The sequence below is a fragment of the Neobacillus sp. YX16 genome, from assembly GCF_030123505.1.
Lineage (GTDB): Bacteria > Bacillota > Bacilli > Bacillales > Cytobacillaceae > Neobacillus.
On sequence record NZ_CP126115.1, the window covers coordinates 3995360 to 4021800 of the forward strand.

Below are 26441 nucleotides of genomic sequence, written 5' to 3' on the forward strand. Positions count from 1 at the left end.
GATTCATACCTGTTCATTGAAAAACAAAATAGACTTTCCCGTTATGCTGGAAAAGCCCATTTAGACAAAAGCACCTAGAAATTACGCTTTAACAATCTTTGAAATACCTAGCTTGCTAACAAAAGCGGAACTAAACTTAACCACATGAAGGTATTAGCAAAACTATTTAATTCAATTGTTGTAGAACCTTCGCCAATTCTAAAATCCATTAAGTATACAGGAAAGGTATCCATCCCTTTTGGAATAATAATGTTCTGATAAGAATTGACTGTACTATACAGTTCAATGGAAAAAATAAGTAAAAAACCACAAAGAGTTGATAAAATCCAGCCTTTTCTTGTCATCTTATTCCTCCTTTTTACCTTAAGGAGGAATATCTTCATTTAACAAAAGATTCCTTTTTCTACAAAATCAATTAGAAAGCCCAATTCCCTTTACGGAAGATTGGCTCACGTGTACCATCAGGTAATTCACCATCAATATCCATATCCGCACAACCAATCATGAAATCAACATGAGTTATACTCGAATTAAGTTCTACATCCTCACGTTGCTCCTTCGTCATTTTCTCTCCAGCTTCAATACAGTTAGGGAAACCGAATCCTAATGCTAAATGGTTTGCAGCATTTTCATCAAATAATGTATTTAGGAAAAGTACGTTTGTGTTAGAAATAGGTGAGTCATGTGGAACTAGGGCTATTTCACCAAGATAATGGGAGCCTTCATCTGTTTCTACTAGGTTCTTTAATACTTCTTCTCCCTTCTTAGCTGTAATTTCAACAATTCGACCATTCTCAAAAGTTAATTTGAACTCATCAATTAAATTACCTGCATAGCTAAGTGGTTTTTTACTCGAAACGAAACCATTAACACCTGAACGTAATGGCGAAGTGAAGACTTCCTCAGTTGGCATATTCGCAACAAATTGAACACCATGTCGATTTTTGGTTCCACCACTTCTCCATAGATGTAAGGGATGAAGCTCAATCGTTAGATCTGTGCCTTCAGCTTTGTAATGTAACTTCTTATATTTCTTTTCATTCAAATAAGTAACCTTTTGGAGCAAGTTTCCAATATGATCTTTCCATGCCTTTACAGGTTCAACTTCCCCTATACGTACTGAACTGAAGATTGCATCCCAAAGTTTGTCCAAGCTATTCGTTTCGCCTGTAAAAACCTTATCTGCCCAGGCTTGACTTGGAGCTGCGCAGATGACCCAACTAACATCATCATGCTGCTCTCGCCATTTTACCATGGCTTCTCCGCTTACTTTTTGGTAATTCGCAATACGATTTGGATCAGCTTTGGACAATAAATCCGGATCGTCGGAAACGATAAATAAAAATGCCGTATCCTTATCAATCAACATCTCACGTTGAGCTCGCTCCCATTCAGGAAACTCTGTGAAAACATCATCTGATGCTCTCAAATAGCGTGAGAGTGTGATTTCAGGATCAGTATAGTCCACATACACATTTTTTGCACCTGCATTGTAAGCCTCGTGAGCGACAGCTCTAGCAAATGGAATCGTATCCACACTAGCTCTTACATAAAGGATTTGGTTCGGTTGAACGTTTAATCCCACTTTTACAACCAATTCTGCATAGCTTTTTAATTTTTCCTCAAACGTTTTCAAAAATATCCCTCCATTCATTGTTATTTTATCATGAGTTCTTTGGAAAATTGTATTTTACACTCTTAAACTCCCTCAGTTTGATACGAATATCTCTTGAATGCTCACTTATTCGCAGGATTTCATAACCCTTGTAATTGGATTTACGGGTAATTGAAATGAGTTCAGATCATCTTGGCTTCGTGAAGGCATAGTTAAATAAAGGAGTCAGCTACCACTCCATATTTTACCATATAATGTACATCTCCACGCCGCCCCTGGAGGCTTTCCCTCCCATGTCTCAACGGGTCAATCGCCCTCTCATTCCTTCGTCATGCCTATCCAAGGGGTGGAGGCCAGTTATGCTAACCTGATGGGTCACAGTGCCCTTTTGTTTAAGAAACCTGGTACTCCGTACATATTTGAAATCCTACGAATAAGACAACATTCAAAAATTAAAGTTAACAATTTTAAATGATGCATTTATAAAACTAATGTATTATTTCTATGCTGCTAAAGGGATTAATACTTGGATTTTACTTGGACAGTAAGACTCGTTTCGTCGTGCTATTCCTACAAAAATCCTGGCTAGTTTTCCTATCAGTTTCATTATTGATTTCATTTTCTTTATCTTTTTAACCTTCACATTATGGGAATGGATCGCTTTAAATTCAGGGTTATTCATCACAAGGCTCATGGTTGCTAAGTAGAGGAAGCGTCGGAGTCTTGATCTTCCTCGCTTTGAAATGACAATCTGACCTTTCCATTTACCTGAACTTGCTTCAGCTAGGTGTAATCCTGCATGACGTAATAGAGAGTTCCCGTGGGAGAATCCACTTAAATCTCCTGACTCACCTAGTATCCCAGCTAATGAAATTCCACTTATTCCTTTAATCGTAAGTAGTTTTTTTGCAAATGGTATTTTATTGAGAACTTCTTTAACTTGTTGTTCAACTCTTTCGAGTTGTTTTACAGCGAGGTCATATTCTTCTAATAATTGTTCTAGGTGGAATTTATAAGCATCAAGTGCTTGTCCAGTTCCAATAGAAGATTTTGCTAGATTGATCAATAGATGAGCTTTTTTAGGCCCTGGTTGTCTTTTCATTAATGACTTCCATCCCCTCTGGACATCTAGTGACTCCATTGAAGATATTTCATCTGGAGTCGGAAACAAAAGAAGGGCTGCGATGGCTCCTTTGCACGAAACATTGTTAAACACTTGTCGCAACTCTGGAAAGACAACATCCACCCATCGATTTATTTGATTTATTGACATTACGAGACGTTTTACAATCACATCACGGTTGGACATTAGAACTCTAAGTTTTTCAAATGATTCTGAGGATGGGCGAATAAAAGAATAGTAGCCGTTTTTGACCATATCTGCGATAACTAGTGCATCTTTTTTATCACTCTTTGATTGGGTATTATCACGATTCTCTTTATTCCTTTTTACTAAGTGGGGGATTGACTGTTACTACCTCAATGTCTTTTGTATATAACCATTTTGATAGGTTAATCCAGTAATGACCTGTAGGCTCCATACCTACTATTGCTGTATCTAAGTTTTTTAGTCTTTTTAAATTTTGGATCCAGCTTAATAGATTAACGAATCCCTCTTCATTATTTTCAAATATAAGAGGATCTCCAACTACAATTCCTCGGAAGTTAACTGCTCTTGCAACGTGTAGTTGTTGAGCAATATCAACACCAACAATAAGGTGTGTATCGGAAATTCTTTCTATTAGTTGATTTTGTTTGTCTTGCATTTAAAATTCATATTAGGGCTTCCTCCTTAAGACTCTGAGTTAGATTGGACTCTATACTCGTATCTTACTGAGGGGCTCAATTTTTTTCAAACCTGATATTTAACGATCTACAGGAATGCTAACCTGCTCCTTTAGTTCAATAACAAAAGCTGCCAATATGACAGCTAGATCTTCAACTCTTGCCCCCGTTACTTGAAGAAGAAAAGTATAACACTCCATCTTATTTACATCATACTATACTTTACATTGGTCCTAATATTCCATAATGCATATTAGTCTAGGTAATATATTGTCATACTAAGACGAGTTAACTTATCCCCAGAATTATAGTAGGTGTGAGGTCTATCAGCCTTAAATCTAATTGAATCACCGTTCTTTAGATTATAATTGCATTCGTTTACAGTAATAATGACTTCTCCATCAAAAACAGTAATAAATTCCTCCCCCCCCACTCTATGTCCAACTGAATTTAATTTCCCCTCTGGTTCAATTTCAACAGAGTAAATTTCAAATCGTTTATTTTCTTGAAAGGGAAATATGGGAAAAACTCTGTATCTTCCATTGTCTTCGGATAATACTTGTATCTCACTTCGCAAAACAACTTTAGCATCAGGTTGAGGAACATTAATTAGAGAAGTAAAGGAGACCTTTAATCCCTTAGCAATTTTCCAAATAGTTGTAATAGTTGGACTCGAATCACCCCTTTCAATTTGTCCTATCATAGCTTTACTGACACCACTTAGTTCAGAGACTTTCTCTAAACTAAGTTTCTCTTTCTCTCTGATAGCCTTTAAATTTCTTGCCAAAATCTTTTGAATTTCTTCCATAAAATCACCTCTACTCAATTTACAATATAACGTACATTATGTAAAATATAACATAAATAAGTTATATTGTCCTTTTTGTACATTATAACATACGAATAGAGAGGGGAGTTTTAAAAGTGCCTTTATTACCATTCTTGTTGTTTGTTTTTGTTAGTAGTTTTACTCCAGGTCCAAACAATTTTATGGCAATGTCCTTTGCAAATAAATATGGATTTAAAAAAACAATAAAATTTTGTTTAGGAGTCGCCGTAGGATTTTTTGTTCTCGCATTTTTGTGTAGTTTTTTTAACCTTTTGCTTATAAACCTTTTGCCAGTGATAAAAGCACCTTTAACCATTTTAGGTGTAGGTTATATGTTATATTTGGCTTATAAAACAATTACAAGTAAAGACGATAATAATGAAAAAAATGAAGGTAATGATAAAAATCTTTTCATAATAGGTGTATTGGTACAATTTATAAATCCAAAAGGTATTCTTTACGGTATAACGTTAGTATCAACCTTCATATTGCCCTATTACACTTCTTACTTTAGTTACTTTATTCTTTCACTTTTTTTAGGGATTGTTGGTTTAATGAGTTCATCATGTTGGAGTTTATTTGGTTCTATTTTTCAAAAATTTTTAGCGAAGTATAGACAATTATTTAATATAATTATGGCATTGTTATTGGTATATAGTGCTATTTCAATTGTTTTCCATTAACGGACGTTCATAAAATTAACAAAAGGAGGGTGCCTAAATTTATCGTTAGACATTAAGCACCTCTCCTTTTTGACTTGGTAGTTATTAAACAATCCTACACCGTTAGCACAACAAGCAAAAAAAGACCGCCGCAGCGATCTTCATCTTTAACTATTGCACCTGTTAGCACAATAAGAAGAGGACCAAAAAATGGTCCTCTTTGTCTTTCTTATAATTCTCTCGGTGGTTTATCGCCCGTTTATATATTTAATAACTGCCATTTCCTTACCAAACCTATCACCATTATCAATAAATCCCAAACTTGAGTATAAATTATGTGCTCCCAAATTTTCTGGATGATAACCTACAACAATTTTTTTCACATTTGGTAATTTAGTCATCTCTGAAATCATCATTTTAGTTGCCGCTTTACCTATACCCTTGCCTTGGAATTTTTTATCCAACATTATTCTATATACCCAATAACCATCAAGTTCTTCTTGAACAGAATTGTACATTAAAAAGCCAACTACTCTTTCTTCAAAATAAATAGCAAATGGTTTTAATGTATGCTCAAACTTTGATTGGGCTATTGATATAGCATTTGGCTCAATGTATTCTTTTTGTTCTTTTGATACCTCTAATTCACAACAGTCGTACCAGTTTTCCGCATTTAATTCTACAATTTTCACATTGTTTGTACTCATAATTTTCCCCTTTCAAATTCGGGGAAACGCTTAACAATTTTGTTAATTAGGCGTTATCCCCTTGTAGTCATTAATAATAAAAATTCTTTTGTTTGTCATAATGAACGCCTCCTCTAACAACTATTGCCTATAAATTATATAAATGAATTTATAGAATATTTAATTATACTATATTTTTCTATTAAATTACTTCATAAAATAAATTTACTTTCATCTTCAACTCCCGTTAGTGGAACAAGTAAAAATAGCCGCCGAAGCAGCAGGCAATCTTAAACTATCGCACCCGTTCGTAATATAAGGTTAGCCAGATTTTTCTGGTTGACCTTTTTTCATATGGTCTTATGATTACGGTAGTCGGGGTAGAACGTCGCACCCGTGGGATTCAATCCCGTTAGCTAAACTGTTCACCCCCTACTTGTATAAACATGTTTCAGGCTGGTTGGGACATAGATCCCGTTTAACAAGCGAACCTATGACATTACAAGAAGCCTTAGGGGATACCGACTAATATTGCATTTCAGGGAGGAGATAAAGTATGAATCCAGTCATTGGTCTGGATGTATCAAAAGGGGAAAGTCAGGTACAAGCTTTTTTAGATAAAGGTAAGCCATACCGTAAGAGCTTTAGTATTAATCATGATCTTGAGGGTTTGGGGAATTTATTAGATTTCCTTCAAGAAGTTGAGAAATCAGCAGGTGGTCATCAACCTTCGGTCGTTTTAGAATCAACTGGGCACTATCATATTCCCGTTATTCAGTTTTTAGAGGAACAAAAATATGTTTATATTATCGTCAATCCTCTTATCTCACACAGAGCCAAGAGCTCAAGCCTAAGAAAGGTAAAAACAGATGCAATCGATGCTTATCACCTTTGTGAATTGTATTATAAAGAAGAATTAGAGCCTTACAAGAAGCGTGGAGTTCAACTCTTAAACCTTCGTAATCTAACAAGACAACAAGAGAGTATTGCAGAAATATCAGCGAAAACAAAGTTACAGCTTCATTCTTTAATCGATCAGGTATTTCCAGAGTATCGAGGTGTATTTGGAAGCCTATATTCGAAAGTATCATTGCTTACTTTACTAGAGTTCCCTACTTCTAAGGCTGTATTAAGTGTGAGTGAAAAAGAGTTAACGGATACAATAGCTTCATTATGTATGAGTCGTTCGGAGTCATGGGCAAAGGAAAAAGCACAGAAGTTAAGAGAAGCAGCCCTTCGTGATCCTTTTCAAAACAATCTCTATGATAGTCATATTTTCAACCTTGAAATTTTGGTTAAGATTGTTCTTCAATACCAAGAGCATCTATCCAATATTGCGGATGAAATAGATGCCCTCGCTAGCGAAATTGAAGAATATGAAATCCTTCAATCTATCCCTGGAATCGGAGAAAAAATCGCTGCAACGATTATTTCTGAAATCGGAGAGATAGATCGGTTTAATGGTGCCAAGAGGTTGGTTGCATTCGCTGGAATAGATCCTAGTGTGTACTCTTCAGGAAAGTTTACTGCATCGGTAAACCGAATAACCAAACGTGGCTCGTGTAGGCTTCGCCACGCCTTGTATATGGCTGTTCAAAGTGGTATTCGGGATTCCCGTAAAAAGAAAACGACTGATGAGATTATTCCACGCAATAGAAGACTACGAGAGTTTTACGATAAGAAACGAGAAGAAGGAAAACCCTTTAGAGTAGCGATCATTGCCTGTACAAATAAGCTCTTACATTGGATTTACGCCTTATTAAAAAGCAGATCTACTTTCCAAGATATAGCTTAAAATCTATATCTAACTAAATACAACAAAACCTTCCAAAAAGAGCATAACGGAAGGTTATTTGGCATGAATATTTTTAGTATAACATGAGGTTATTAAACTTTTAATTAAAAAATGTTGACAAACTATTAGCTGGTTTAGTTGAAGAGTGGGGGTTTTCGATATTTTGTAGATTGTTCAAAAGAATACGCTAGCTTAATTAATATTCCTTCACTAAAGGCACCGCCAGCAAATGTTATTCCGAAGGGTCTTCCGTTTTCCATATAACCTGCTGGGACTGCGATGGAAGGATAGCCAGCTTTAGCACAAATAGTAGAACCGATATAAGAAGGAAACAATATTGCATCCAGATTATATTTTTTTAATGCATAATCAATTCCTTGCTCTTGGGAAAAATATAAATCTTCTAGTTTTGCATTTAAATATCCAGGATTAGCCAATGTGTTATGTGGTAATCCCTGTCTATATTCAAGCATATTCTGCCCGTACTTTAATGTTTTCTCTTCATTCCTTGTATTAAATTCAATTAGTTCTGTATCCATATGTACTGGCAGATAAGAAGGAAGTTGAGAAAGGTAATTTCCTAATGCATGTTTTATTTCATAAATAGGAACTCCCCAACTCCATTCCCTGTGAAAAGATGGAATATCAATTTGCTCGACGACTTCTGCACCTTTACATCGTATCGTTTGAATTGCATTGTTAAAAAGGTTTTCATCATACTCACCTGAATCCCTGTAATAATCTTCCGTAGCATTATTAAAAACACCAATTCTCGCACCATCTAGTCCTTCTGAATCTAAAAAGGAAGTATAGTCTTGATAAGAAATACCTTCGCTTTTATATGTAGCTGGATCAAACTGATCAACACTAGTTAAAGCCCCTAATAAAATAGCTGCGTCAGTAACTGTCCTTGCAATAGGACCTGGCGTATCTTGTGTGTAAGTAAAAGGAATAATTCCACCTCGGCTAATTAAACCAACCGTTGGTTTAATCCCAACCACTGAGTTCTGAGTGGCAGGACTGAGAATAGAAGCGTCCGTTTCTGTTCCGAGGGATAATACGGTTAAATTTGCTGCGACTGCCACAGCCGAACCAGAACTAGAACCACCAACAAAAAATTCACCTGGACCATATGGATTTAGCGTTTGACCGCCTCTTGAACTGTAACCTGCCCACATCGTTGTAGACATTCCATTTGCTAATTCGGTCATATTGGTTTTTCCGATAATAACAGCTCCTGCTTTCCGTAGTTTTTCTACTAAAAAGGCATCTTTTGTACTCAAATGATTTTCTAAAGCTAAAGTTCCTGCACTTGTATGCATTTTATCTTTAGTTTCGATGTTGTCTTTAAGCAAAACTGGAATGCCGTGAAGTGGACCTCTAGCTCCCTTTGTTTTTCTTTCATGGTCTAAACCTTCTGCAATAAAAATAGCGTCAGGATTTATCTCAAGTATAGAATTTAATTTAGACCCACTTTGGTCATACTTAGCGATCCTGTATAGATAATACATAACGAGTTCTTTTGAGGTTAAAACACCCGTCTCCAATACTTCTTGGATTTCTTTGATCATTAATTCTTCTTTGAGAATCTTATTAAAAATTAACTCCATAAATTTTTTCACCCATTCACTTTATGTAATAAATAATCTTCATAATTTTATCATGTTTTGTAATTTTTTCTTCAACTAAACTGCTTCGATAGCACAAAAAGAAAAGCCGTCAAAATGACAGCTTCGGTCTTACACTCTTGCACCCATTAGTTTAAGTATATTTTTTCACAATCTAATAATTATTTCTCATGTTTAATTTCTTTTTTCGGATTACAACTGAATAATTCAGCAAAAAAAACCGACTTAATGTCGGTTTTCAAATTGATTTTTATTTTGTTTATGAAATTGCATTAACAAGTTGGGTCAGTGATTCGTTGATTGGAGCAACTGGACGACCAAGAACTTTCTCAAAATCATTGCTTTCAACTTCTAGTGAACCGTTCCGAATGCTTTCTTGAATTCCTACTACTATAGGAATCACAAAATCAGGTAAACCTAAGCCTTTCATGATCTCTGCATATTTTTCGTCGCTAACTTGTCGTACAGGTACTTCTTTACCCAATACATTACCAAGAGCAGATGCCAATTCTTCTTGAGTTAAAAGTGGACCAGAAAGTTCATATACTGTATTTTCGTGACCACTTCCAACAAGAACTGCTGCCGCTGCATCTGCGTAATCTTGTTGCAGTGCCCAGCCTACTTTACCTTCTCCAGCAGATGTTACCCATGGAGCTCCTGACATAGCTCCTTGAATGCTTCCAATTTCATTTTCCAAATACCAATTGTTACGCAAGAAAGAATATGGGATACCTGTCTTAATGATGGCTGCTTCTGTCGCAACATGAGGAGGAGCCATTATATTTTTGCTTTCTGTTGCATTTGCTAAACTTGTGTAAGCAATAAATTTTACTCCTGCATGTTCAGCTGCTCGGACAGCATTAGTATGTTGACGAATTCTCGTTTCATTGTCACCATCCGCAGAAATAATTAATAAGCGGTCAATCCCTTTAAAAGCATTTTCTAATGTTTCTGGATGATCAAAATCTCCATGACGAACTTCCACCCCACGACTACGAAGTCCTTCTGCTTTCTCTGGGTTTCTAACACTTACTGCCAACTCTCTTGCAGGTATAGATTTCAATAATGATTCTACAACCTTTGAACCTAATTTCCCTGTTGCTCCTGTAACTAATATTTTCATTTTGTCTTCCTCCAATTCAGATTTACCTGTAACAATACCTATTACATGTAATAATTTTAGTTACATGTAATCGATTTGTCAACATGTATGCAAAATGCTATTTATTATTTTTTTCGTAATTTGGTATAATAAACTTGTAATCAAATTAATTACATGATGAAGAAATAAAATCAATAACGGAAAAGTTAATAGGGGTGGTGAAGAACATGTCCATTAGCAGCCGATTTGCTGTCGGAATTCATATATTGACTCTAATTGAATTTAATAAAGAAGGAGTAACATCTTCTGAATTTTTAGCTTCAAGTGTTAACACAAACCCAGCCGTGATAAGAAAACTAATGGGAATGTTAAAAAAAGCTGGTTTGATAGAGGTACATCCAGGTATTGCAGGGGCTAAACTTGCAAAGGAATTATCTGATATTACACTGTTCGATGTTTATAAGGCAGTGAATGTTGTACAGGAGAAAGAATTGTTTAGTATACATGAAAGTCCACATCCTGATTGTCCCGTAGGCAGGAACATCCAGAATACAATTGAACCTTTATTCACAACAGCTCAATTGGCAATGGAAAAGGTTTTAAGAAATGTTACTTTAGAAGATGTTGTGAAGGATATTACTAATAAAGAAAATATCTGTTAAAAGAGGCTTTCCCATAAGGTGTCTGACTCCTTATGGGAAAGCCTCTTCTCTTTGTTCTTCAACTAACCTCCCGTTACTTCAATAAGAAAAGCCTCCAGTATTGGAAGCCTTTTATCTTTTTATTTATAAATCTTTCTGGTCAACATTTAGTTCAATCAAATTACCATCTGGATCCGCACAGAAAATTTGAGCGAATCCACTTTTTCCGTACGGTTTTTCAATGATTTCAACTTCATTTTGTTTTAACCATGTAAGAGTGTCATAGTAGTTCTCGACTCTAAGAGCAAAGTGACCTTCTCTACTGGATAAGCTTTTATCCTGCCGAATTGTCTGTGAAGAGGGATCGACTATCAAGTGGATTTGCTTTCCCTCTATTTCATACCAGGCACCCGCAAAATCAAAATCAGGACGAGGTATTTCTTTTAAACATAAAGTATTCCCATAGAAATCTTTTGCTCTTTTCAAATTGGTGACGGTAAGACTTACATGATGGAGGCATTTATATTTAATCAAAACCTTCACTTCTTTCATTTCAATTAATTTAATTTTTACTTTAGTCGTTTCCGACTAAGATGAACAACTCGGACCGCAAACGAAGCACTTTGAATGAACAGCTTGATTATGTAAATTAAACAATTCGACAACTAGATACATAATCCCTTTTCCACCTTTACCGCTCCTCTAGCTGAATGCAGCAGCACCCCCCACTGTTGAACAAACGCACCCGTTACTTACTTTAAGTATAATATTTCACAAACTTTTACCTAAATATGAAAAATACTGTCGGAATAGCCTAACCTTAATGATTTATGTAACCGTTTTTGGGGTGATTACTTTTTAAAGTTTAGGTGACAAAGCTGAAGTTCGTCTAACATTACCAACAACTTTTTATAATTAGATAATGTTTCTTTATCTTCTACTTTAAAACCAGATTTAAAGAATAAAATATCCCCTGTTCCATCGTTAATTTGATTCCTTGCTTCGAGAATTCGTTTTAAGTTCTTTGCAGTTCCAATACTCCCAGAAATAATGTCTACTTCTTCAGGAAATATTTTCTTTATACTATTTTCAAAATAAGGAAAATGGGTACATCCTAGAACAATCGTGCCGTATTGCTTTAAATCAAACAAAGATAGTTTTTCTTTTAAATAAGGTACAACTTTCTCTTCTCTAAATTCAAAGTTCTCAGCGAATTGGACAAGACCAGGAAGAGGTAGACTTTCAACAATATCGTGATAATCTATACTTTTCACAAGGTTATGAAACTTTTCCTCTCTTAGGGTCAAATTAGTTGCCAACACTAATACCTTTTTACGTTTTCCCTCACAGCATTGAACAGCAGGTTTTACGGCTGGTTCAATACCCAAAATAGGGAAATCGTACTTTTGGCGAAGGTCATCCACTGCAATACTGGTTGCTGTATTACAAGCAATGACTAATGCTTTGATTCCTTGATTAGCCATAAAGTCAACTGCATTAAATATATATTCCCTTACCTCTTCTTTTGGCTTTTCACCATATGGAACGTGCAAGGTATCCGCATAAAAAATGTAATTTTCATTCGGTAAAAGCCTCAATGCTTGATGTAGTACAGTCATACCACCTATTCCAGAATCAAAAAAACCTATTCTCACTACTTTCACTTCTTTTCCTAAATTTATCACTTATTTAGAATATCATTTTTAAAAATTTTTTGTTATTCCTAATTGATAACCCTAACCTCTCATCTAATCACTTAACATATTTATAAATTTTAATAATGATGAAGGTACATACTTATCTTTTCTATAAATGAATACTGTTTTGACTTTTCCAAATGGTTTCGGGAGTGAATGCTTTCTAAGAGTTCCTTCTTGAATTTGTTTTGCAACAACGCTTTGTGGAACCATACTTATACCTAGACCAGCAGATACACACCCAATGATTGCATCTAGGGTTCCAAATTCCATTATCTTTTTAGGAATCACCCTCTCTTGATGAAACCATTCTTCAAGCCTTTTCCGATAAGAACATCCTGTACGGAATACAAGTAGTGTCCTCGTTTGAATATCTTCGATAGAAGATATGAGTGGATGAATTGTATCAGTTACAAGTATCAATTCCTCTTCAAATACTTCCTTTTGAATGAGTTCGGGGTGTTCAATAGGTCCAGCCACAAATGCTCCATCAATTTCATACTGAAGAACACCATGAATATTTTCTTCCGTAGAACCTGTTTTTAGAGTTAGATCAACGTGGGGATAATCTTTAAGGTATTTTGAAAAAATGGCTGGTAAGCGAACTGCGGCAGTTGTTTCCATAGAACCAATAATTAAAGGACCTTTTGGTGTTTGATCATCATTCATCACGTTTTTCGTTTCTTCTATAAGCTGAAGAATTTTTTCCGTGTATGTTAATAACATGCTTCCTTTAGCTGTTAAAGCAGTACCACGATTATGTCTATAAAATAAGGTCGTTTGGAGTTCCGTTTCTAATTGCTGTATTTTCATCGTGATATTAGATTGTGCATATTGAAGTTCTCTTGCTGCCTGTGAAATACTCCCCAGCTTTGCAACAGTCTGGAAAACTTTTAATGTTTGCAATTCCATAAAAATCCTCACCTCTTTTTTTGCCATCTAAATTACTGATAGCGAATATCAATATTATGTATTATTCAATATATCAGATAAGAGATATGCTTTAAATATAATCTTTTTATTGGAGGTTTTTATTTGAAGAAGCAATCTTTTCTATTTTTAATAGGAGGAATACTGTCTCTAATCATTGCTATGGGGATTGGACGGTTTGCCTATACTCCCATTCTTCCGATTATGCAAAAAGATCTTTCCTTTTCAAATACAGTTGCTGGTTATATAGCATCAAGTAACTATGCAGGATATTTGCTTGGAGCAATTTTAGCAGGAGCGATACCTTTGAAGAAGTATCGAGTGATTATCTTAAAAATAAGTCTAATCATCAGTATCTTAACCACTGCCATAATGGGTCTAACATACTCTCATTTCATTTGGTATGTACTTCGATTTCTATCGGGGGTTTCCAGTGCTTATGTGTTGGTCCTAGCCTCTGGTATCGTGTTAGATAAACTTGCTGCTATAAACAAAACAAGTTGGTCTGGTTTATTTTATGGAGGGGTAGGTTTGGGAATCTGTTTATCCAGTCTTTTTATTCCGAGTTTAAACCATTTATATCAGTGGGAAGGTACATGGATCGGATTAGCTGTTGTCAGTGCAATCCTATCTATCTTCGTATGGCTATGGCTAGATGAAGCCTCCAACGTTGTTGAGTTAAAAAATAAAGAAAATAATTTTGCAGTTGTCCCCCCAACTAAATGGCTCCTATGGTTGATTATTGCCTATGGTTTAGAAGGATTGGGTTACATTGTTACAGGAACATTTATCGTATCTATCGCTGAAAAGACCCCATCCTTTCATAATGATGCAACTTTAGTTTGGATGATGGTCGGTTTGGCTGCGATTCCATCCTGTCTCATATGGTCTATACTAGCAAAAAAATGGGGCTTCGTTAAATCCTTAGTCCTTGCAATGGCATTACAATCCTTGGGAATGGCTATGCCAGCCTTTTGGGTTTCGAAAACTAGTTTTATCATAAGTGCTTTATTATTTGGAGCAACGTTTATGGGTATCACTACACTTGCTACAACATTGGGACGACAAATAAATCCATCTAATAGCAGCCGAACGATTGGCATTCTAACTGCTATTTTTGCTATCGGACAGTTGATAGGACCCATCCTTTCTGGAGTCTTATCATCATTCACTCATAATTTTAATACTGCTTTAATTGGAGCATCTAGTGTCGTATTAATTGGGGCAGCCCTGCTTGTAAATGGAATTCAATTTGAGAGGAAATCTTACGCAAAAGATGAGGGATATACATGTTAAATAATGAAATTACAGAAATATTAAAAATAAAATATCCAATTATTCAGGCTCCAATGGCAGGTGGAGTAACAACTTCGGAATTAGTCGCTGAGGTTTCAAATAGTGGTGGTCTAGGTATGATTGGAGCAGGTTATATGACCCCTATTCAAATTAGAAATCAAATAAGGGAGTTAAAGACCCTAACATCAAATCCTTTTGGTATAAACCTATTTGTACCCAATGAGTTTGATGTTATAAATGATGACATTAAATCAGCTAATCAGTTATTAAACCCTATTCGTGAACAACTAAATTTACCTCAAAAAGATAGCTTTGAAATTCCTGAATTTAATAATGTCTATGAAACATTTATTGAACAAATTAAGGTAGTAATTGAAGAAAATGTCCCAATCTGTTCTTTTACATTTGGCATTCCCTCTGAAAAAGTGATTTCTGAGTTGAAGAAATCTGACATTATTCTAATGGGAACGGCAACCACTGTTAGAGAAGCAGTTGAAAATGAGAAAGCAGGTATGGATTTTGTTGTTGTTCAAGGGAGTGAAGCTGGTGGACATCGAGGGAACTTTATCGATGATTATAAAGTGAGTTTAGTTGGTTCAATGTCATTAATACCGCAGGTCATTGACAATGTAAGTATTCCAGTAATAGCTGCTGGAGGTATTATGGATGGAAGAGGGTTGATGGCTTCTATCTGCTTAGGTGCAAAGGGTGTACAGATGGGGACAGCTTTCTTGACTTGTATTGAAAGTGGAGCACATAAAGTACATAAAGAAGCTGTTATGAATGTCACGGAGGAAGATACAGTATTAACTCGTTCATTTTCAGGTAAATGGGCAAGAGGAATACAAAATAATTTTATTTTGGGTATGCAGAGCAACGAATGGTATTTACCAGACTTCCCCGTTCAAAACACATTAACCCAGGATATTAGAAAAGTTGCCGCCTCAAAGAATAATAAAGAATTTATGTCACTATGGTCTGGTCAAAGTCCAAGATTAGCTAAGCAACAAACTGTAAAAATATTAATCAAAAATATAATGTCAGAAGCAGAAAAAATAAAAAAAAATATGTGATTAAGGAGCAAAATTGCTCCTTTTTATGGTTTCATTTTTAATTAACCTGCCTGTTATTGGAACAAGAAAAGCGACTGCTCTTGTTGAACAATCGCACCCGTTACTTTAAGTACATTTCTTCACAATCTCTTTGAAATGAACAAGAAAATATCGATGTTACCGCTGCTCATTACCCCCGTACCGTTTGAATAGTTCGAATATTCTTTACCAATCATTCTAAAAATGATAAAATTTTTTAAGGGGGTGAAAAAATGGCTAGACACAAAGAATTTGATGAAGCCGAGGTTTTACGAAAAGCAATGGTGCTTTTTTGGCGAAATGGATATGAAAAAACGTCTATGCAAGATTTAGTAGACTATATGCACATACACCGTCGAAGTATTTATGACACATTTGGTGATAAACAGACGTTATTTCTGCGAGCTTTACAACTCTTCGAAGAAATAATCGGAAAAAGAATGGAGCAACAAATTAAACCTTTTAATTCGGTCAAGTTAGCGATAAGAAGATTATTTGAAATGGTGGCTTTTTCGGATGAAGAAAAACCCCCAGGATGTTTAATTGTTAATACAGCTGTAGAATTAGCCTTACATGACCAAGAAGTTGCTGACAGGATTAGTAGAAGCTTTAGTAAGACAGAATCATTTATATGCGAACTACTATTGCAGGGGCAAATAAGTGGGGAAATATCTGATCGACTTGATATAGAAAAATCATCTCTATTTATTCATAATTCACTAATTGGTGTAAGAGTATTAGCCAAAACAACGAAAGATAAAGAGAAACTTCAAAACATCATTGATTCCACTTTAGCGGTATTAGATTAACATTTTTAGAATGAACGTTCTAAAAATGTAATGATTTTGTCTAGTCTTTTTTATTTAATATGGAGGGTGAAAAGAATGAATCATTTAGAGGTTTTAAAGAAAATGGCAGCCGGTGAATTACCTGGAGCTCCTGTTGCGGAGGTATTGGGTTTTAACGTAACGGAAGTGGGTGTAGGCAGAGTTGTAGTTGAAATCGATGCAACTGAAAGGTTACATAATCCAATGGGTACACTGCACGGGGGAATTTTATGTGACATAGCCGATGCTGCGATGGGCTTAGCATTTGCAACTACATTAGCTGAGGACGAACTTTTTACGACGATTGAAATTAAATTAAATTTCCTAAAACCTATTTTTAAATCTAGACTTCGAGCTGAGGGAAAATTAATAAAAAAAGGTTCATCAGTCGGATTGCTGGAGTGTCATGTATATGATGAAAAACAAAGTCTCGTGGCACATTCTACAAGTACATGTATGATTTTGAAGGGTAATTCTGCCGGAAAAAGATTGAAAACAGAATAATATAACTAATCTCTTGTAAAAAGAACATTCAAAATGAGGTCCATAAAGGTTTTAGCTAGTGTTTAGCTTGTAGCACGATGGAAAGTTCATTTTATCAATATTAAAAAGGTAAGGTGGGATCAAATGCCTTCTATTCTAGCGGCTCCTTCCAAAACGGAAAGCACGGTGCACTTACAAGAGAATAAAATCATTTTAATATGGAGTGTTACCACTTTGCTTGTGGTAATGAATACAACCATGTTTAATGTTGCATTACCCTTTATACTTAAAGACTTATCCTTAAACTCATCCATGGGCTCATTTCTAATATCAAGTTATTCCATCATGTTTGCCATTTCAACGTTAACTTTTGGTCGACTATCTGATTTTGTTCCCCTCTCAAGACTTCTACTCCATGGAATTTGCCTATTAGGAATATCATCAGTCATCGGTTTCTTTTCAACAAGTTTTTTTATCTTATTAGGAGTTCGAATTCTTCAAGCAGCTGGTGCAGGAGCCGTTATGGGATTAAGTATGATCATGGCTGGGCGGTATTTCCCTCTATCAAGGCGTGGAAAAGCGATGGCGATTATTGCTTCAGCTGCCTCTTTGGCATTTGGGTTAGGTCCTGTATTAGGGGGAGTGATTACTCAATACTTAGGATGGAATTATCTTTTCATTGTCACTATTTTTTCTGTCCTGTCTATTCCTTTCTTCCTAAAGTTATTGCCTAATGAGGTGATTAAAAAAGGACATTTCGATTTATTCGGTGCTATTCTTACGGGTCTTAGTGTAACAGGTCTGTTACTGTTTCTATCTACATTTTCGTATGGGATACTATTAGGAACAGTCGTTCTTTTTGCGGTATGGTGGAAATATCTTAATAAGACGGAAGAACCATTTATTCCGCCAATCCTCCTTAAAAATAAGCAATATACAAAACTCCTTCTTATTAATTGTTCCGCTTTTTTCATTAACTTTTCAAATCTGTTTTTAATGCCCATTATTCTCACAACTGTATTCGGAAAAGAACCAGCAGAGCTAGGAATGATTATTTTTCCAGGTGCCGTTATCGCTGTGGTTGCTGGCATATATATAGGAAGATTCATTGACCGTTTTGGGAATGCACCCTTAATTATTTTTGGGCAGTTATTGTTATTAAGTGCCTCAATCTTATTTGCATGGGTCTCTTCTGCAAATCCCTATTTTATCCTTTTCATTTATATGTTTGCTAGCGTTGGCTTTACGGCAATTTCTTCGAGTATTCCGAACGAGATAACAAGGATCTTGCCAATCAATCAAATTGGTTCGGGGATAGGAATGGTCCAATTAATGCAATTTTTCGGTGCGGGTCTCGGAGTGACTATTTCTGGATTACTCATAACCATTCAAGAAGGTTTAACTTTGGAAATGGTTTATCGAAATATTTTTATTTGCTTCTCGATTATTAACATTATGACTGGTTTCATATACGGCTTTTATCTTCGTAGCGCTAGGTTAAAGGAGCAAAGTTAAAGTCTTCATCGATTGAATAGAAATAGGACTTCCATAATAGGTTTCCAGCACTCTTTCAAGGGTGCTGTTTTATTTCCAAAGAAGGTCAATAAAATAATTTTTTCAGTTGTGAGTCATCTCATAATTGAACTTCCCCGATTGCGAAATAAATAAAAAGCTACCCTATGAGTAGCTGGAACTATAAAAGGAAAGCACCTTATAGTTTACAAGAGTTCTTCCACGTACTTAAATTTTAGATTAGAAGGTTACAATAACTTTGCCTTGTGAGTGTCCAGTAGAAACTTTTATTAATGCTTTGTTAATGTCATTAAAATTATAAATTGAATCAATAGAGGGCGTGATATTTTCTTTTTCAACAAGGTTAGTGATTTTTTGTAATTGACTGCCATTGGCTTGCACGAATAAAAAGTGATATTCATTTTTATGTTTACGTGCTAAAGAATCTACACGAGCACCCACTAAACCAAACAATAGTTTTTTCCACACTGGAAAATTATTTTCAACCGCAAAGCGATAATTAGGTACGGCTTTTAATGATACTAATTTCCCTTGAGGCTTTAAAATACCAAGTTCTGCTTTTATCTCTTTTGCTCCCAAGGTGTCAATAACATAATCTATATCAGATAAAATATTGGCATAGTTTTCCTCATGATAATTTATAAATTTATCAGCGCCAATCGACAGTGTACGGGATCTACCTCTTTCACTTCCGCTTGTTATAACATATAACCCCATTGATTTGGCGATGGGGATTGCCATAGCACCAAAGCCGCCGGTTCCTCCAGGGATAAATAGCTTTTTGTTAGGCTGAGCATTGAGTACGTCATTTAATGCTTGATAAGCAGTCAAAGCAGTGAGAGGAACAGCGGCTGCTTCAATAAAGGATAGATTTTTAGGCATTATGGATATAGCATCTTCATTGACGACCGCATATTCAGCAAAAGCTCCAATTCGATTAACTGGCAACTTCGTATAAATGTGGTCACCAACGTGGAAGTTCTTAACATCTTTTCCAACAGCCTCAATAACTCCAGATAGTTCATTTCCTAAAGTTAATGGTAAATCATAATCAGAAATCATTCGAATACTTCCATTTAAAATAAGGATATCTAATGGATTAACACCTGCTGCTTTTACTTTAACGAGTACCTCCCGGCTATTAAATTCTGGTATTTTAACATCATTCAATTCCACTTGAACTTCTTTTGAATATTTCTGCATTTGAGCAGCTCTCATTTTTTCATCCTCTTCCTTTACAATTTTTTGGTGCTTATTCATTTAAATGCAATCTCTAGCGTTGAATGTAAGTGACTCAAAACAAAAACCAGTGCTTGAAGGGGTATATGCCCAAGAATGCATCTAACGCTGCAAATACACCTAATTCACGCGTCAAGCACTGATTTTCAGGTTGAGCCAAAAAAGCGGCACAAACTTTTATTATATTAATTATCGAGACAGCTGTTTCCCATAATTTCTAATTAAAGAATGGCGTACAATTTTTCAGTTGTACGCCATTCTTCACCTTATAAGCTATACTTACCCCTCTTGAGATTTTAATTCTTTCATCGTAGGATAATCCGTATAACCCATGCTTCCGTTACCACCAAAGAATGTTGTACGGTCTGCTTCATTCAAAGGAAACCCTTTTTTGAGACGTTCTACTAAATCCGGATTAGCTAATGACCATACACCAACTGGTACCATATCTGCAACGCCATTATCAATATCTACACTAATATTTTCTAGAGCTCGACCAGCTCGAGTGACTAATAATGGATTGGACCAAACTGAACGAATTTCATGGAGCAGTGTTTCGTTTCCTACATGCATAACATGAAGGTAAGCCAAATTGAATTGAGCTAATTCTTTTACAAGATGGAGATAAACTTCAGGACCTTGTTCACCTTCTTCAATTCCACCAAGAGGTACCCCTGGTGAGATACGAAAGCCCGTTCTTTCTGCTCCAATTTCTTCAACGATTGCTTTCGTTATTTCGATAGCAAAGCGAGCACGATTCTCTATTGATCCGCCGTATTTATCCGTTCGTTTATTAGAATTTTCACCGATAAATTGATGAATTAGATAACCATTTGCTCCATGAATTTCAACACCATCAGCTCCTGCTTCAATAGCTGCAGATGCTGCTTTTCGGAAGTCTGCAATTGTCGTTTGAATATCTTCTTCACTTAACTCACGGGGAACGGGTATTTCCTGCATCCCTTTAGCAGTAAACATTTCTACACCGGGTGCGATCGCAGATGGTGCAACTGCTTGACGATGATGTGGTGTATTGTCAGGGTGCGACATACGACCGACATGCATTAATTGGATATACATAAATCCACCTGCTCCATGCACCGCATCCATAACCTTTTTCCACCCTTCAATATGCTTTTCAGTATAGATGCCAGGTGACCATAAGTAACCTTGTCCATCATGAGAAGGTTGTGTACCTTCACTAATAATTAATCCCATTGATGCTCTTTGAGCATAATAAAGGGAACTTAGTTCTCCTGGTGTACCATCTTCTTGCGCCCTACTACGTGTCATTGGTGCCATCGCTAAACGATGAGGTAATTCCAAATTTCCAATTTTCATTTTGCTCCACAATTTATCCATTTTTGTACACTCCTCTTCAAATTATGTTACCCGTTGTATACGGGTGTCCTTTTACCTTTTGTTTGAAATCTTGGACAAATCACTGTATTAGTAATTTGTATTAGGAGAGATGTGGGTATATCGCAGATACACCACCGGCAAAAACTCTTTGGATCTTTCGGCTCACGTCATCAGCAACAATTTCAAAGCTGTCGGATTCTAATCCATCAACAGCAATTTTTGCGATATCCTCAGGGTTGGATTTGGGAACTTCTAAGCTCGATGTCATGTCTGTCTTCATGAAGCCTACATGTAATCCAGCTACTCTCACATTTTGAGGATAGAGATTTAAACGTAGGTCGTTTGTCAATGCCCACTCTGCCGCCTTTGCAGCTGTATAAGCGCCAACAGTTCCCGAACTGACCCAAGATAATGCGGAAAGAATATTCAGAATCGTTCCTCCCCCATTATTTGCTAAAATCGGTGCGAAAGTTCGAACCATGGAAAGTGTGCCAAAGAAATGCGTATTAAACTCCAAATGTATTTTATCGAGATCACCGTCAATCAAAGAAGCACCCGTAGACGATCCTGCATTGTTGATCAAAAGCGTAAGATCCTTAGCGACCATAGCGGCTGCAGCTACCTCTTGAGGGTTGGTAATATCAAGCTTCACAGGGATTACACCGGGAATGTCAATGGACTCCGGATTTCTTGCACCTGCATAAACCTTAGCCCCTCTGGATAGAAGTTCAAGTGCTAAATGGCGTCCAAAACCTCGGTTCGCGCCGGTTACAAATACGACTTGTTCAGAAATTTTCATTTTTATGTGCTCCTTTTAATATTTATTTTGATACAACAAAATGTCTTACTCCTCAAAACTACGCAAGTAATGATTTCCTTAAGGAGAAGTTTTGGGCATAGGCAAGTCTCGTTATATGGGAATGGTCATTCTAAAAAGCACAAAGGAATGATCCCTTCATTGAGAAATTTTTAAGTAAGGCAAGAATCATATACAAGAACGATCATTCTAAAAAACACAAAAGAGAAATCCCTTCATGGAGAGAGCTTAAGCAAGCAAGGCAAGACTCATATATGAGAACAATCATTCTAAAAAATGCATAAGCAATGATATCTTCATAGGAGAAAGCTTTACTACAGTTCAGACTTTCTCTTATAGGAACTATTTATCTAAAAGTTTTATCGATAAATTGGCTATACGGTGTAATTTTTCTTTGGGAATGGAGGTTCTTGTCATTACCCTTAACCCAACACACACAGTATGCAGATGTTCCGCCAGTTCGCCGGCATCATACTCTGAAGTAAATTCTCCCTCCTCTTGCCCCCACAGAATAATATCCTTGAGTAGCTGCTCTGATAGTGTGAACGATTCAGTGGACTTTGAATCCACATCAGCATCGCGCATTGCCAATTCCACCGCCGAATTCACCATTAAACAGCCTGAAGGCGAGTTCTCTTCACCATATATTATGAAACCAAAAATAAAGTGAAGTGCCTCCGCTGCAGTCTTGGAGCGTTTAACTTCTCCGGTAAGCTCAGCACTGACTTTATCGCGAAATCGATCCATAGCTTTCAAAAACAGCGTATGTTTGTCGCCAAATGTGTCATACAAACTTCTGCGATGGATTCCCATATGCTCGACCAGATCGGTCAAGGATGTCTTCTCATAACCTTGTTCCCAAAAGAGCTTCATCGCTTTGTCTAATACTACGTTCTCTTCGAATTCTTTGCTTCTTGCCATTCTATTTTCCTCCTCCCATAGTCCATAGTCACTATAACATATTGAGAACGAACGGTAAAGAAAGTAACCTCATAATAATTATTCCAAATATTATCAAATGTAGTGAAACTACCTATAGCTGGAATAAGGAAACTCTACAATCTCTTCTACATTTTATCTGTCAGCATAACCTAAATCCCTTGATTATATGATCCCAAGAATCTTACCAAAGACTGATTTTTATGGAGAACATACTTTTGTGAAATAAAAAAACTGTTTTTTTTCTGTGTAATTTAGAAGGGAGGGCATTTTTTTATTGGTATCAAAATCAAAACCCGACTTGTCGTTTGAATTTACATAAGCAGCACCACAAATTGGCATACAGGATATAAGTAAGAAAGTAGTCATATTTCTATCACCTTAACATTTTAGGAGTATTATACCCATTCCTTCTTCAACTCCCTCAGTTTGATACGAATATCTCTTGAATGCTCACTTATTCGCAGGATTTCATAACCCTTGTAATTGGATTTACGGGTAATTGAAATGAGTTCAGATCATCTTGGCTTCGTGAAGGCATAAATAAAGGAGTCAGCTACCACTCCATATTTTACCATATAATGTACATCTCCACGCCGCCCCTGGAGGCTTTCCCACCCATGTCTCAACGGGTCAATCGCCCTCTCATTCCTTCGTCATGCCTATCCAAGGGGTGGAGGCCAGTTATGCTAACCTGATGGGTCACAGTGCCCTTTTGTTTAAGAAACCTGGTACTCCGTACATATTTGAAATCCTACGAATAAGACAACATTCAAAAATTAAAGTTAACAATTTTAAATGATGCATTTATAAAACTAATGTATTATTTCTATGCTGCTAAAGGGATTAATACTTGGATTTTACTTGGACAGTAAGACTCGTTTCGTCGTGCTATTCCTACAAAAATCCTGGCTAGTTTTCCTATCAGTTTCATTATTGATTTCATTTTCTTTATCTTTTTAACCTTCACATTATGGGAATGGATCGCTTTAAATTCAGGGTTATTCATCACAAGGCTCATGGTTGCTAAGTAGAGGAAGCGTCGGAGTCTTGATCTTCCTCGCTTTGAAATGACAATCTGACCTTTCCATTTACCTGAACTTGCCTCAGCTAGATGTAATCCTGCATGACGTAATAGAGAGTTTCCGTGGGAGAATCCACTTAAATCTCCAGCCTCACCTAGTATCCCTGCTAATGAAATTTCACTTATTCCTTTAATCATAAGTAGTTTTTTTGCAAATGGTATTTTATTGAGAACTTCTTTAACTTGTTGTTCAACTCTTTCGAGTTGTTTTTCAGCGAGGTCATATTCTTCTAATAATTGTTCTAGATGGAATTTATAAGCATCTAGTGCTTGTCCAGTTCCAATAGAAGATTTTGCTAGATTGATCAGTAATTGAGCTTTTCTAGGTCCTGGTTGTCTTTTCATTAATGACTTCCATCCCTTTTGGACGTCTAGTGACTCCATGGATGATATTTCATCTGGAGTTGGAAACAAACGAAGGGTTGCAATTGCTCCTTTGCACGAAACATCGTTAAAAACTTGTCGCAACTCTGGAAAGACAACATCCACCCATCTATTTATTTGATTAATAGACACGACGAGACGTTTTACAATCACATCACGGTTAGACATTAGAACTCTAAGTTTTTCAAATGATTCTGAGGATGGGCGAATAAAGGAATAGTAGCCGTTTTTGACCATATCTGCAATAACTAGTGCATCTTTTTTATCACTCTTCGATTGGGTATTATCACGATTCTCTTTATTCCTTTTTACTAAGTGGGGATTGACTGTTACTACCTCAATGTCTTTTGTATATAACCATTTTGATAGGTTAATCCAGTAATGACCTGTAGGCTCCATACCTACTATTGCTGTATCTAAGTTTTTTAGTCTTTTTAAATTTTGGATCCAGCTTAATAGATTAACGAATCCCTCTTCATTATTTTCAAATATAAGAGGATCTCCAACTACAATTCCTCGGAAGTTAACTGCTCTTGCAACGTGTAGTTGTTGAGCAATATCAACACCAACAATAAGGTGTGTATCGGAAATTCTTTCTATTAGTTGATTTTGTTTGTCTTGCATTTAAAATTCATATTAGGGCTTCCTCCTTAAGACTCTGAGTTAGATTGGACTCTATACTCGTATCTTACTGAGGGGCTCAATTTTTTTCAAACCTGATATTTAACGATCTACAGGAATGCTAAACTGCTTCGTTACTTGAATAAGAAAAAGGCTTTACTCCAAATTGAAGTAAAGCACTCAGTTTAGTTGAATATCTGTTATCCCAAAAGGTTGGATATAAAATATTGAAAACCATAAGCTCCTAAAGAACTAATACTTGCCACTAAAGCTGCTATTGGTAATACTGATTGCTTTTTCGAACGAAACAAAAAAAGAATGGATAAACATAAACTAATTATAAAAAAGAAAATCCATATTTTGTTTAATGTAAAAGAATCGAAATTAATAAGGTAACTCGCTATGTAAATAACATTAATTAAAAGCATTAGGATTAAGATGGGTCTTTTCAAATTATACCCTCCCTTTATGTTATAATTTATCCAAATTATAACACATAATCACTATTCCATATTGAACTAAACTGCACCGTTAGTTCAATAAAAAAGGCCGCCTAGATTGGCAGCCGGATCTTTAAGTAGTGCGCCCGTTTGTGAAACAACTACAAACTCTCCGGCAAGTGATGTTTATACATTTCTAATGCATTTGTATGTTCTTCTAAAACAGCCACTATTTTAGGATGAGGCTTAGCGTATATAACTGGGTAATCCATTTCATCAAGTTCTTCATTAATGGAAAAGGCTAATTTTTCTTCTTCAATTGAAAACTGGGCATTAATTCCCTCTTTATTTCCACGAGCATCTACCCTAATCCATTTATTAAGTAATTTTAAGAAGACAGCATTTAAAGCGTGAATACAATACCCTTTTTCTGGAGTATCAAACAACATCAATCTTTGATAACAAAAACCTATTGGTATTCCCTGTGAACGCAATAAAGACGCTAATAGGTGTGATTTTGCATAGCAAATCCCCTCTTTGAAGTCTAATACTTCTGAAGCATTACAAGTAACTCGCTTTGATTGAATATCCCAAGAATGAGAAATTTCATCACGAACAAATTCAAAAGCTATTTTAGCTTTTTCAGTTTCAGTTTGAGATGGATTGAAAAGTTCATCCGCGATCTTTTTTATATTTGGATTAGAATAATTAACTTCATTTAATTCAAGTAAATAGTCATCTAGTTTTTCCGTCTCACAAAACAAATTCATAAGCCCATCCCCCTATAAAAATTCTATAAATACGTATATATATACATTATTATACAATTTGTGTTGGATGAATTAAAGGATTTCTTATTGAGGTAACCTGTCAGTTAGTTTAAATACAAAATTTCACAAAACTATATTCAATTTAAATCAATAATTATAATAATGAGTGACAATATCCAAACAAA

General features: G+C 35.9%; 23 protein-coding genes and 1 pseudogene. 8 read left to right on the forward strand and 16 right to left on the reverse strand.

What is annotated here, in order from left to right; genetic code table 11:
* Nucleotides 1–107: 107 nt before the first annotated feature.
* From QNH48_RS19550 to QNH48_RS19565, 4 genes and pseudogenes are all read right to left on the reverse strand, one after another.
* Nucleotides 108–344 (reverse strand): hypothetical protein, encoded by a 237-nt coding sequence (locus QNH48_RS19550; protein WP_283951649.1) that lies wholly within the window; start codon nt 342–344, stop codon nt 108–110.
* A 71-nt stretch (nt 345–415) separates the two neighbouring features.
* Nucleotides 416–1636 carry an aminopeptidase gene (locus QNH48_RS19555; protein ID WP_283951650.1) on the reverse strand — a complete coding sequence of 407 codons (1221 nt, stop codon included), beginning with the start codon at nt 1634–1636 and terminating at the stop codon, nt 416–418.
* Between the two features lie 481 nt (nt 1637–2117).
* Nucleotides 2118–3381 (reverse strand): annotated as a pseudogene (locus QNH48_RS19560) (IS110 family RNA-guided transposase).
* 272 nt (nt 3382–3653) lie between these two features.
* A complete protein-coding gene (locus QNH48_RS19565; protein WP_283951651.1) occupies nt 3654–4208 on the reverse strand; it encodes a helix-turn-helix domain-containing protein in 555 nt (184 codons plus the stop codon).
* Between the two features lie 116 nt (nt 4209–4324).
* Between QNH48_RS19565 and QNH48_RS19570 the strand changes: the two genes are divergently transcribed.
* Entirely contained in the window at nt 4325–4912 is a 588-nt protein-coding gene (locus QNH48_RS19570; protein WP_283951652.1) for a LysE family translocator, read from the forward strand.
* Nucleotides 4913–5139: 227 nt separating this feature from the next.
* Here the strand turns inward: QNH48_RS19570 and QNH48_RS19575 are convergent, their stop codons facing one another.
* A complete protein-coding gene (locus QNH48_RS19575; RefSeq protein ID WP_283951653.1) occupies nt 5140–5598 on the reverse strand; it encodes a GNAT family N-acetyltransferase in 459 nt (152 codons plus the stop codon).
* A gap of 535 nt (nt 5599–6133) precedes the next feature.
* Between QNH48_RS19575 and QNH48_RS19580 the strand changes: the two genes are divergently transcribed.
* A complete protein-coding gene (locus tag QNH48_RS19580) occupies nt 6134–7372 on the forward strand; it encodes an IS110 family RNA-guided transposase (RefSeq protein ID WP_283951265.1) in 1239 nt (412 codons plus the stop codon).
* 134 nt (nt 7373–7506) lie between these two features.
* Here QNH48_RS19580 and QNH48_RS19585 read toward each other — a convergent pair whose 3' ends face one another.
* Both QNH48_RS19585 and QNH48_RS19590 read right to left on the reverse strand, forming a co-directional pair.
* Nucleotides 7507–8982 (reverse strand): amidase family protein, encoded by a 1476-nt coding sequence (locus QNH48_RS19585; protein WP_283951654.1) that lies wholly within the window; start codon nt 8980–8982, stop codon nt 7507–7509.
* 277 nt (nt 8983–9259) lie between these two features.
* Nucleotides 9260–10123: an SDR family oxidoreductase gene (locus QNH48_RS19590; RefSeq protein WP_283951655.1), complete on the reverse strand. Its 864-nt coding sequence runs from the start codon at nt 10121–10123 to the stop codon at nt 9260–9262.
* Nucleotides 10124–10329: 206 nt separating this feature from the next.
* Here QNH48_RS19590 and QNH48_RS19595 point away from each other — a divergent pair, with 206 nt between their 5' ends.
* Complete coding sequence (locus QNH48_RS19595; protein WP_283951656.1) at nt 10330–10764, forward strand: Rrf2 family transcriptional regulator; 435 nt, start codon at nt 10330–10332, stop codon at nt 10762–10764.
* 123 nt (nt 10765–10887) lie between these two features.
* Here the strand turns inward: QNH48_RS19595 and QNH48_RS19600 are convergent, their stop codons facing one another.
* From QNH48_RS19600 to QNH48_RS19610, 3 genes are all read right to left on the reverse strand, one after another.
* Nucleotides 10888–11277: a VOC family protein gene (locus tag QNH48_RS19600; protein WP_070875759.1), complete on the reverse strand. Its 390-nt coding sequence runs from the start codon at nt 11275–11277 to the stop codon at nt 10888–10890.
* A gap of 317 nt (nt 11278–11594) precedes the next feature.
* Nucleotides 11595–12398 carry a glutamate racemase gene (gene murI / locus QNH48_RS19605; protein WP_283951657.1) on the reverse strand — a complete coding sequence of 268 codons (804 nt, stop codon included), beginning with the start codon at nt 12396–12398 and terminating at the stop codon, nt 11595–11597.
* A 93-nt stretch (nt 12399–12491) separates the two neighbouring features.
* A complete protein-coding gene (locus QNH48_RS19610) occupies nt 12492–13352 on the reverse strand; it encodes a LysR family transcriptional regulator (RefSeq protein WP_283951658.1) in 861 nt (286 codons plus the stop codon).
* 123 nt (nt 13353–13475) lie between these two features.
* On the opposite strand from QNH48_RS19610, the gene QNH48_RS19615 reads away from it, so the two are divergent.
* From QNH48_RS19615 to QNH48_RS19635, 5 genes are all read left to right on the forward strand, one after another.
* Nucleotides 13476–14666, forward strand: a complete 1191-nt coding sequence (locus QNH48_RS19615) for a YbfB/YjiJ family MFS transporter (RefSeq protein WP_283951659.1) — start codon at nt 13476–13478, stop codon at nt 14664–14666.
* Nucleotides 14660–15739, forward strand: coding sequence for an NAD(P)H-dependent flavin oxidoreductase (locus QNH48_RS19620; protein ID WP_283951660.1), 1080 nt, complete (start codon nt 14660–14662; stop codon nt 15737–15739). Before QNH48_RS19615 ends, QNH48_RS19620 begins: the two co-directional genes overlap by 7 nt.
* A gap of 251 nt (nt 15740–15990) precedes the next feature.
* Nucleotides 15991–16566: a TetR/AcrR family transcriptional regulator gene (locus QNH48_RS19625; protein ID WP_283951661.1), complete on the forward strand. Its 576-nt coding sequence runs from the start codon at nt 15991–15993 to the stop codon at nt 16564–16566.
* Between the two features lie 75 nt (nt 16567–16641).
* Nucleotides 16642–17088 (forward strand): PaaI family thioesterase, encoded by a 447-nt coding sequence (locus QNH48_RS19630; protein ID WP_283951662.1) that lies wholly within the window; start codon nt 16642–16644, stop codon nt 17086–17088.
* Nucleotides 17089–17211: 123 nt separating this feature from the next.
* The gene (locus QNH48_RS19635) at nt 17212–18582 is read left to right on the forward strand and encodes an MFS transporter (protein ID WP_283951663.1); all 1371 of its coding nucleotides are present in this window, start codon (nt 17212–17214) and stop codon (nt 18580–18582) included.
* 237 nt (nt 18583–18819) lie between these two features.
* Here QNH48_RS19635 and QNH48_RS19640 read toward each other — a convergent pair whose 3' ends face one another.
* The 6 genes from QNH48_RS19640 to QNH48_RS19665 all read right to left on the reverse strand — a co-directional run bounded on the left by QNH48_RS19640 (nt 18820) and on the right by QNH48_RS19665 (nt 26256).
* Nucleotides 18820–19818: an NADP-dependent oxidoreductase gene (locus QNH48_RS19640; RefSeq protein ID WP_283955826.1), complete on the reverse strand. Its 999-nt coding sequence runs from the start codon at nt 19816–19818 to the stop codon at nt 18820–18822.
* A 300-nt stretch (nt 19819–20118) separates the two neighbouring features.
* Nucleotides 20119–21201: an alkene reductase gene (locus QNH48_RS19645; RefSeq protein ID WP_283951664.1), complete on the reverse strand. Its 1083-nt coding sequence runs from the start codon at nt 21199–21201 to the stop codon at nt 20119–20121.
* A gap of 100 nt (nt 21202–21301) precedes the next feature.
* Nucleotides 21302–22000, reverse strand: coding sequence for an SDR family oxidoreductase (locus tag QNH48_RS19650; protein ID WP_283951665.1), 699 nt, complete (start codon nt 21998–22000; stop codon nt 21302–21304).
* A 360-nt stretch (nt 22001–22360) separates the two neighbouring features.
* The gene (locus tag QNH48_RS19655) at nt 22361–22939 is read right to left on the reverse strand and encodes a TetR/AcrR family transcriptional regulator (RefSeq protein ID WP_283951666.1); all 579 of its coding nucleotides are present in this window, start codon (nt 22937–22939) and stop codon (nt 22361–22363) included.
* Nucleotides 22940–23786: 847 nt separating this feature from the next.
* Entirely contained in the window at nt 23787–25049 is a 1263-nt protein-coding gene (locus QNH48_RS19660; RefSeq protein WP_283951667.1) for an IS110 family RNA-guided transposase, read from the reverse strand.
* 598 nt (nt 25050–25647) lie between these two features.
* The gene (locus QNH48_RS19665; RefSeq protein ID WP_283951668.1) at nt 25648–26256 is read right to left on the reverse strand and encodes a transglutaminase-like domain-containing protein; all 609 of its coding nucleotides are present in this window, start codon (nt 26254–26256) and stop codon (nt 25648–25650) included.
* Nucleotides 26257–26441: the final 185 nt, after the last annotated feature.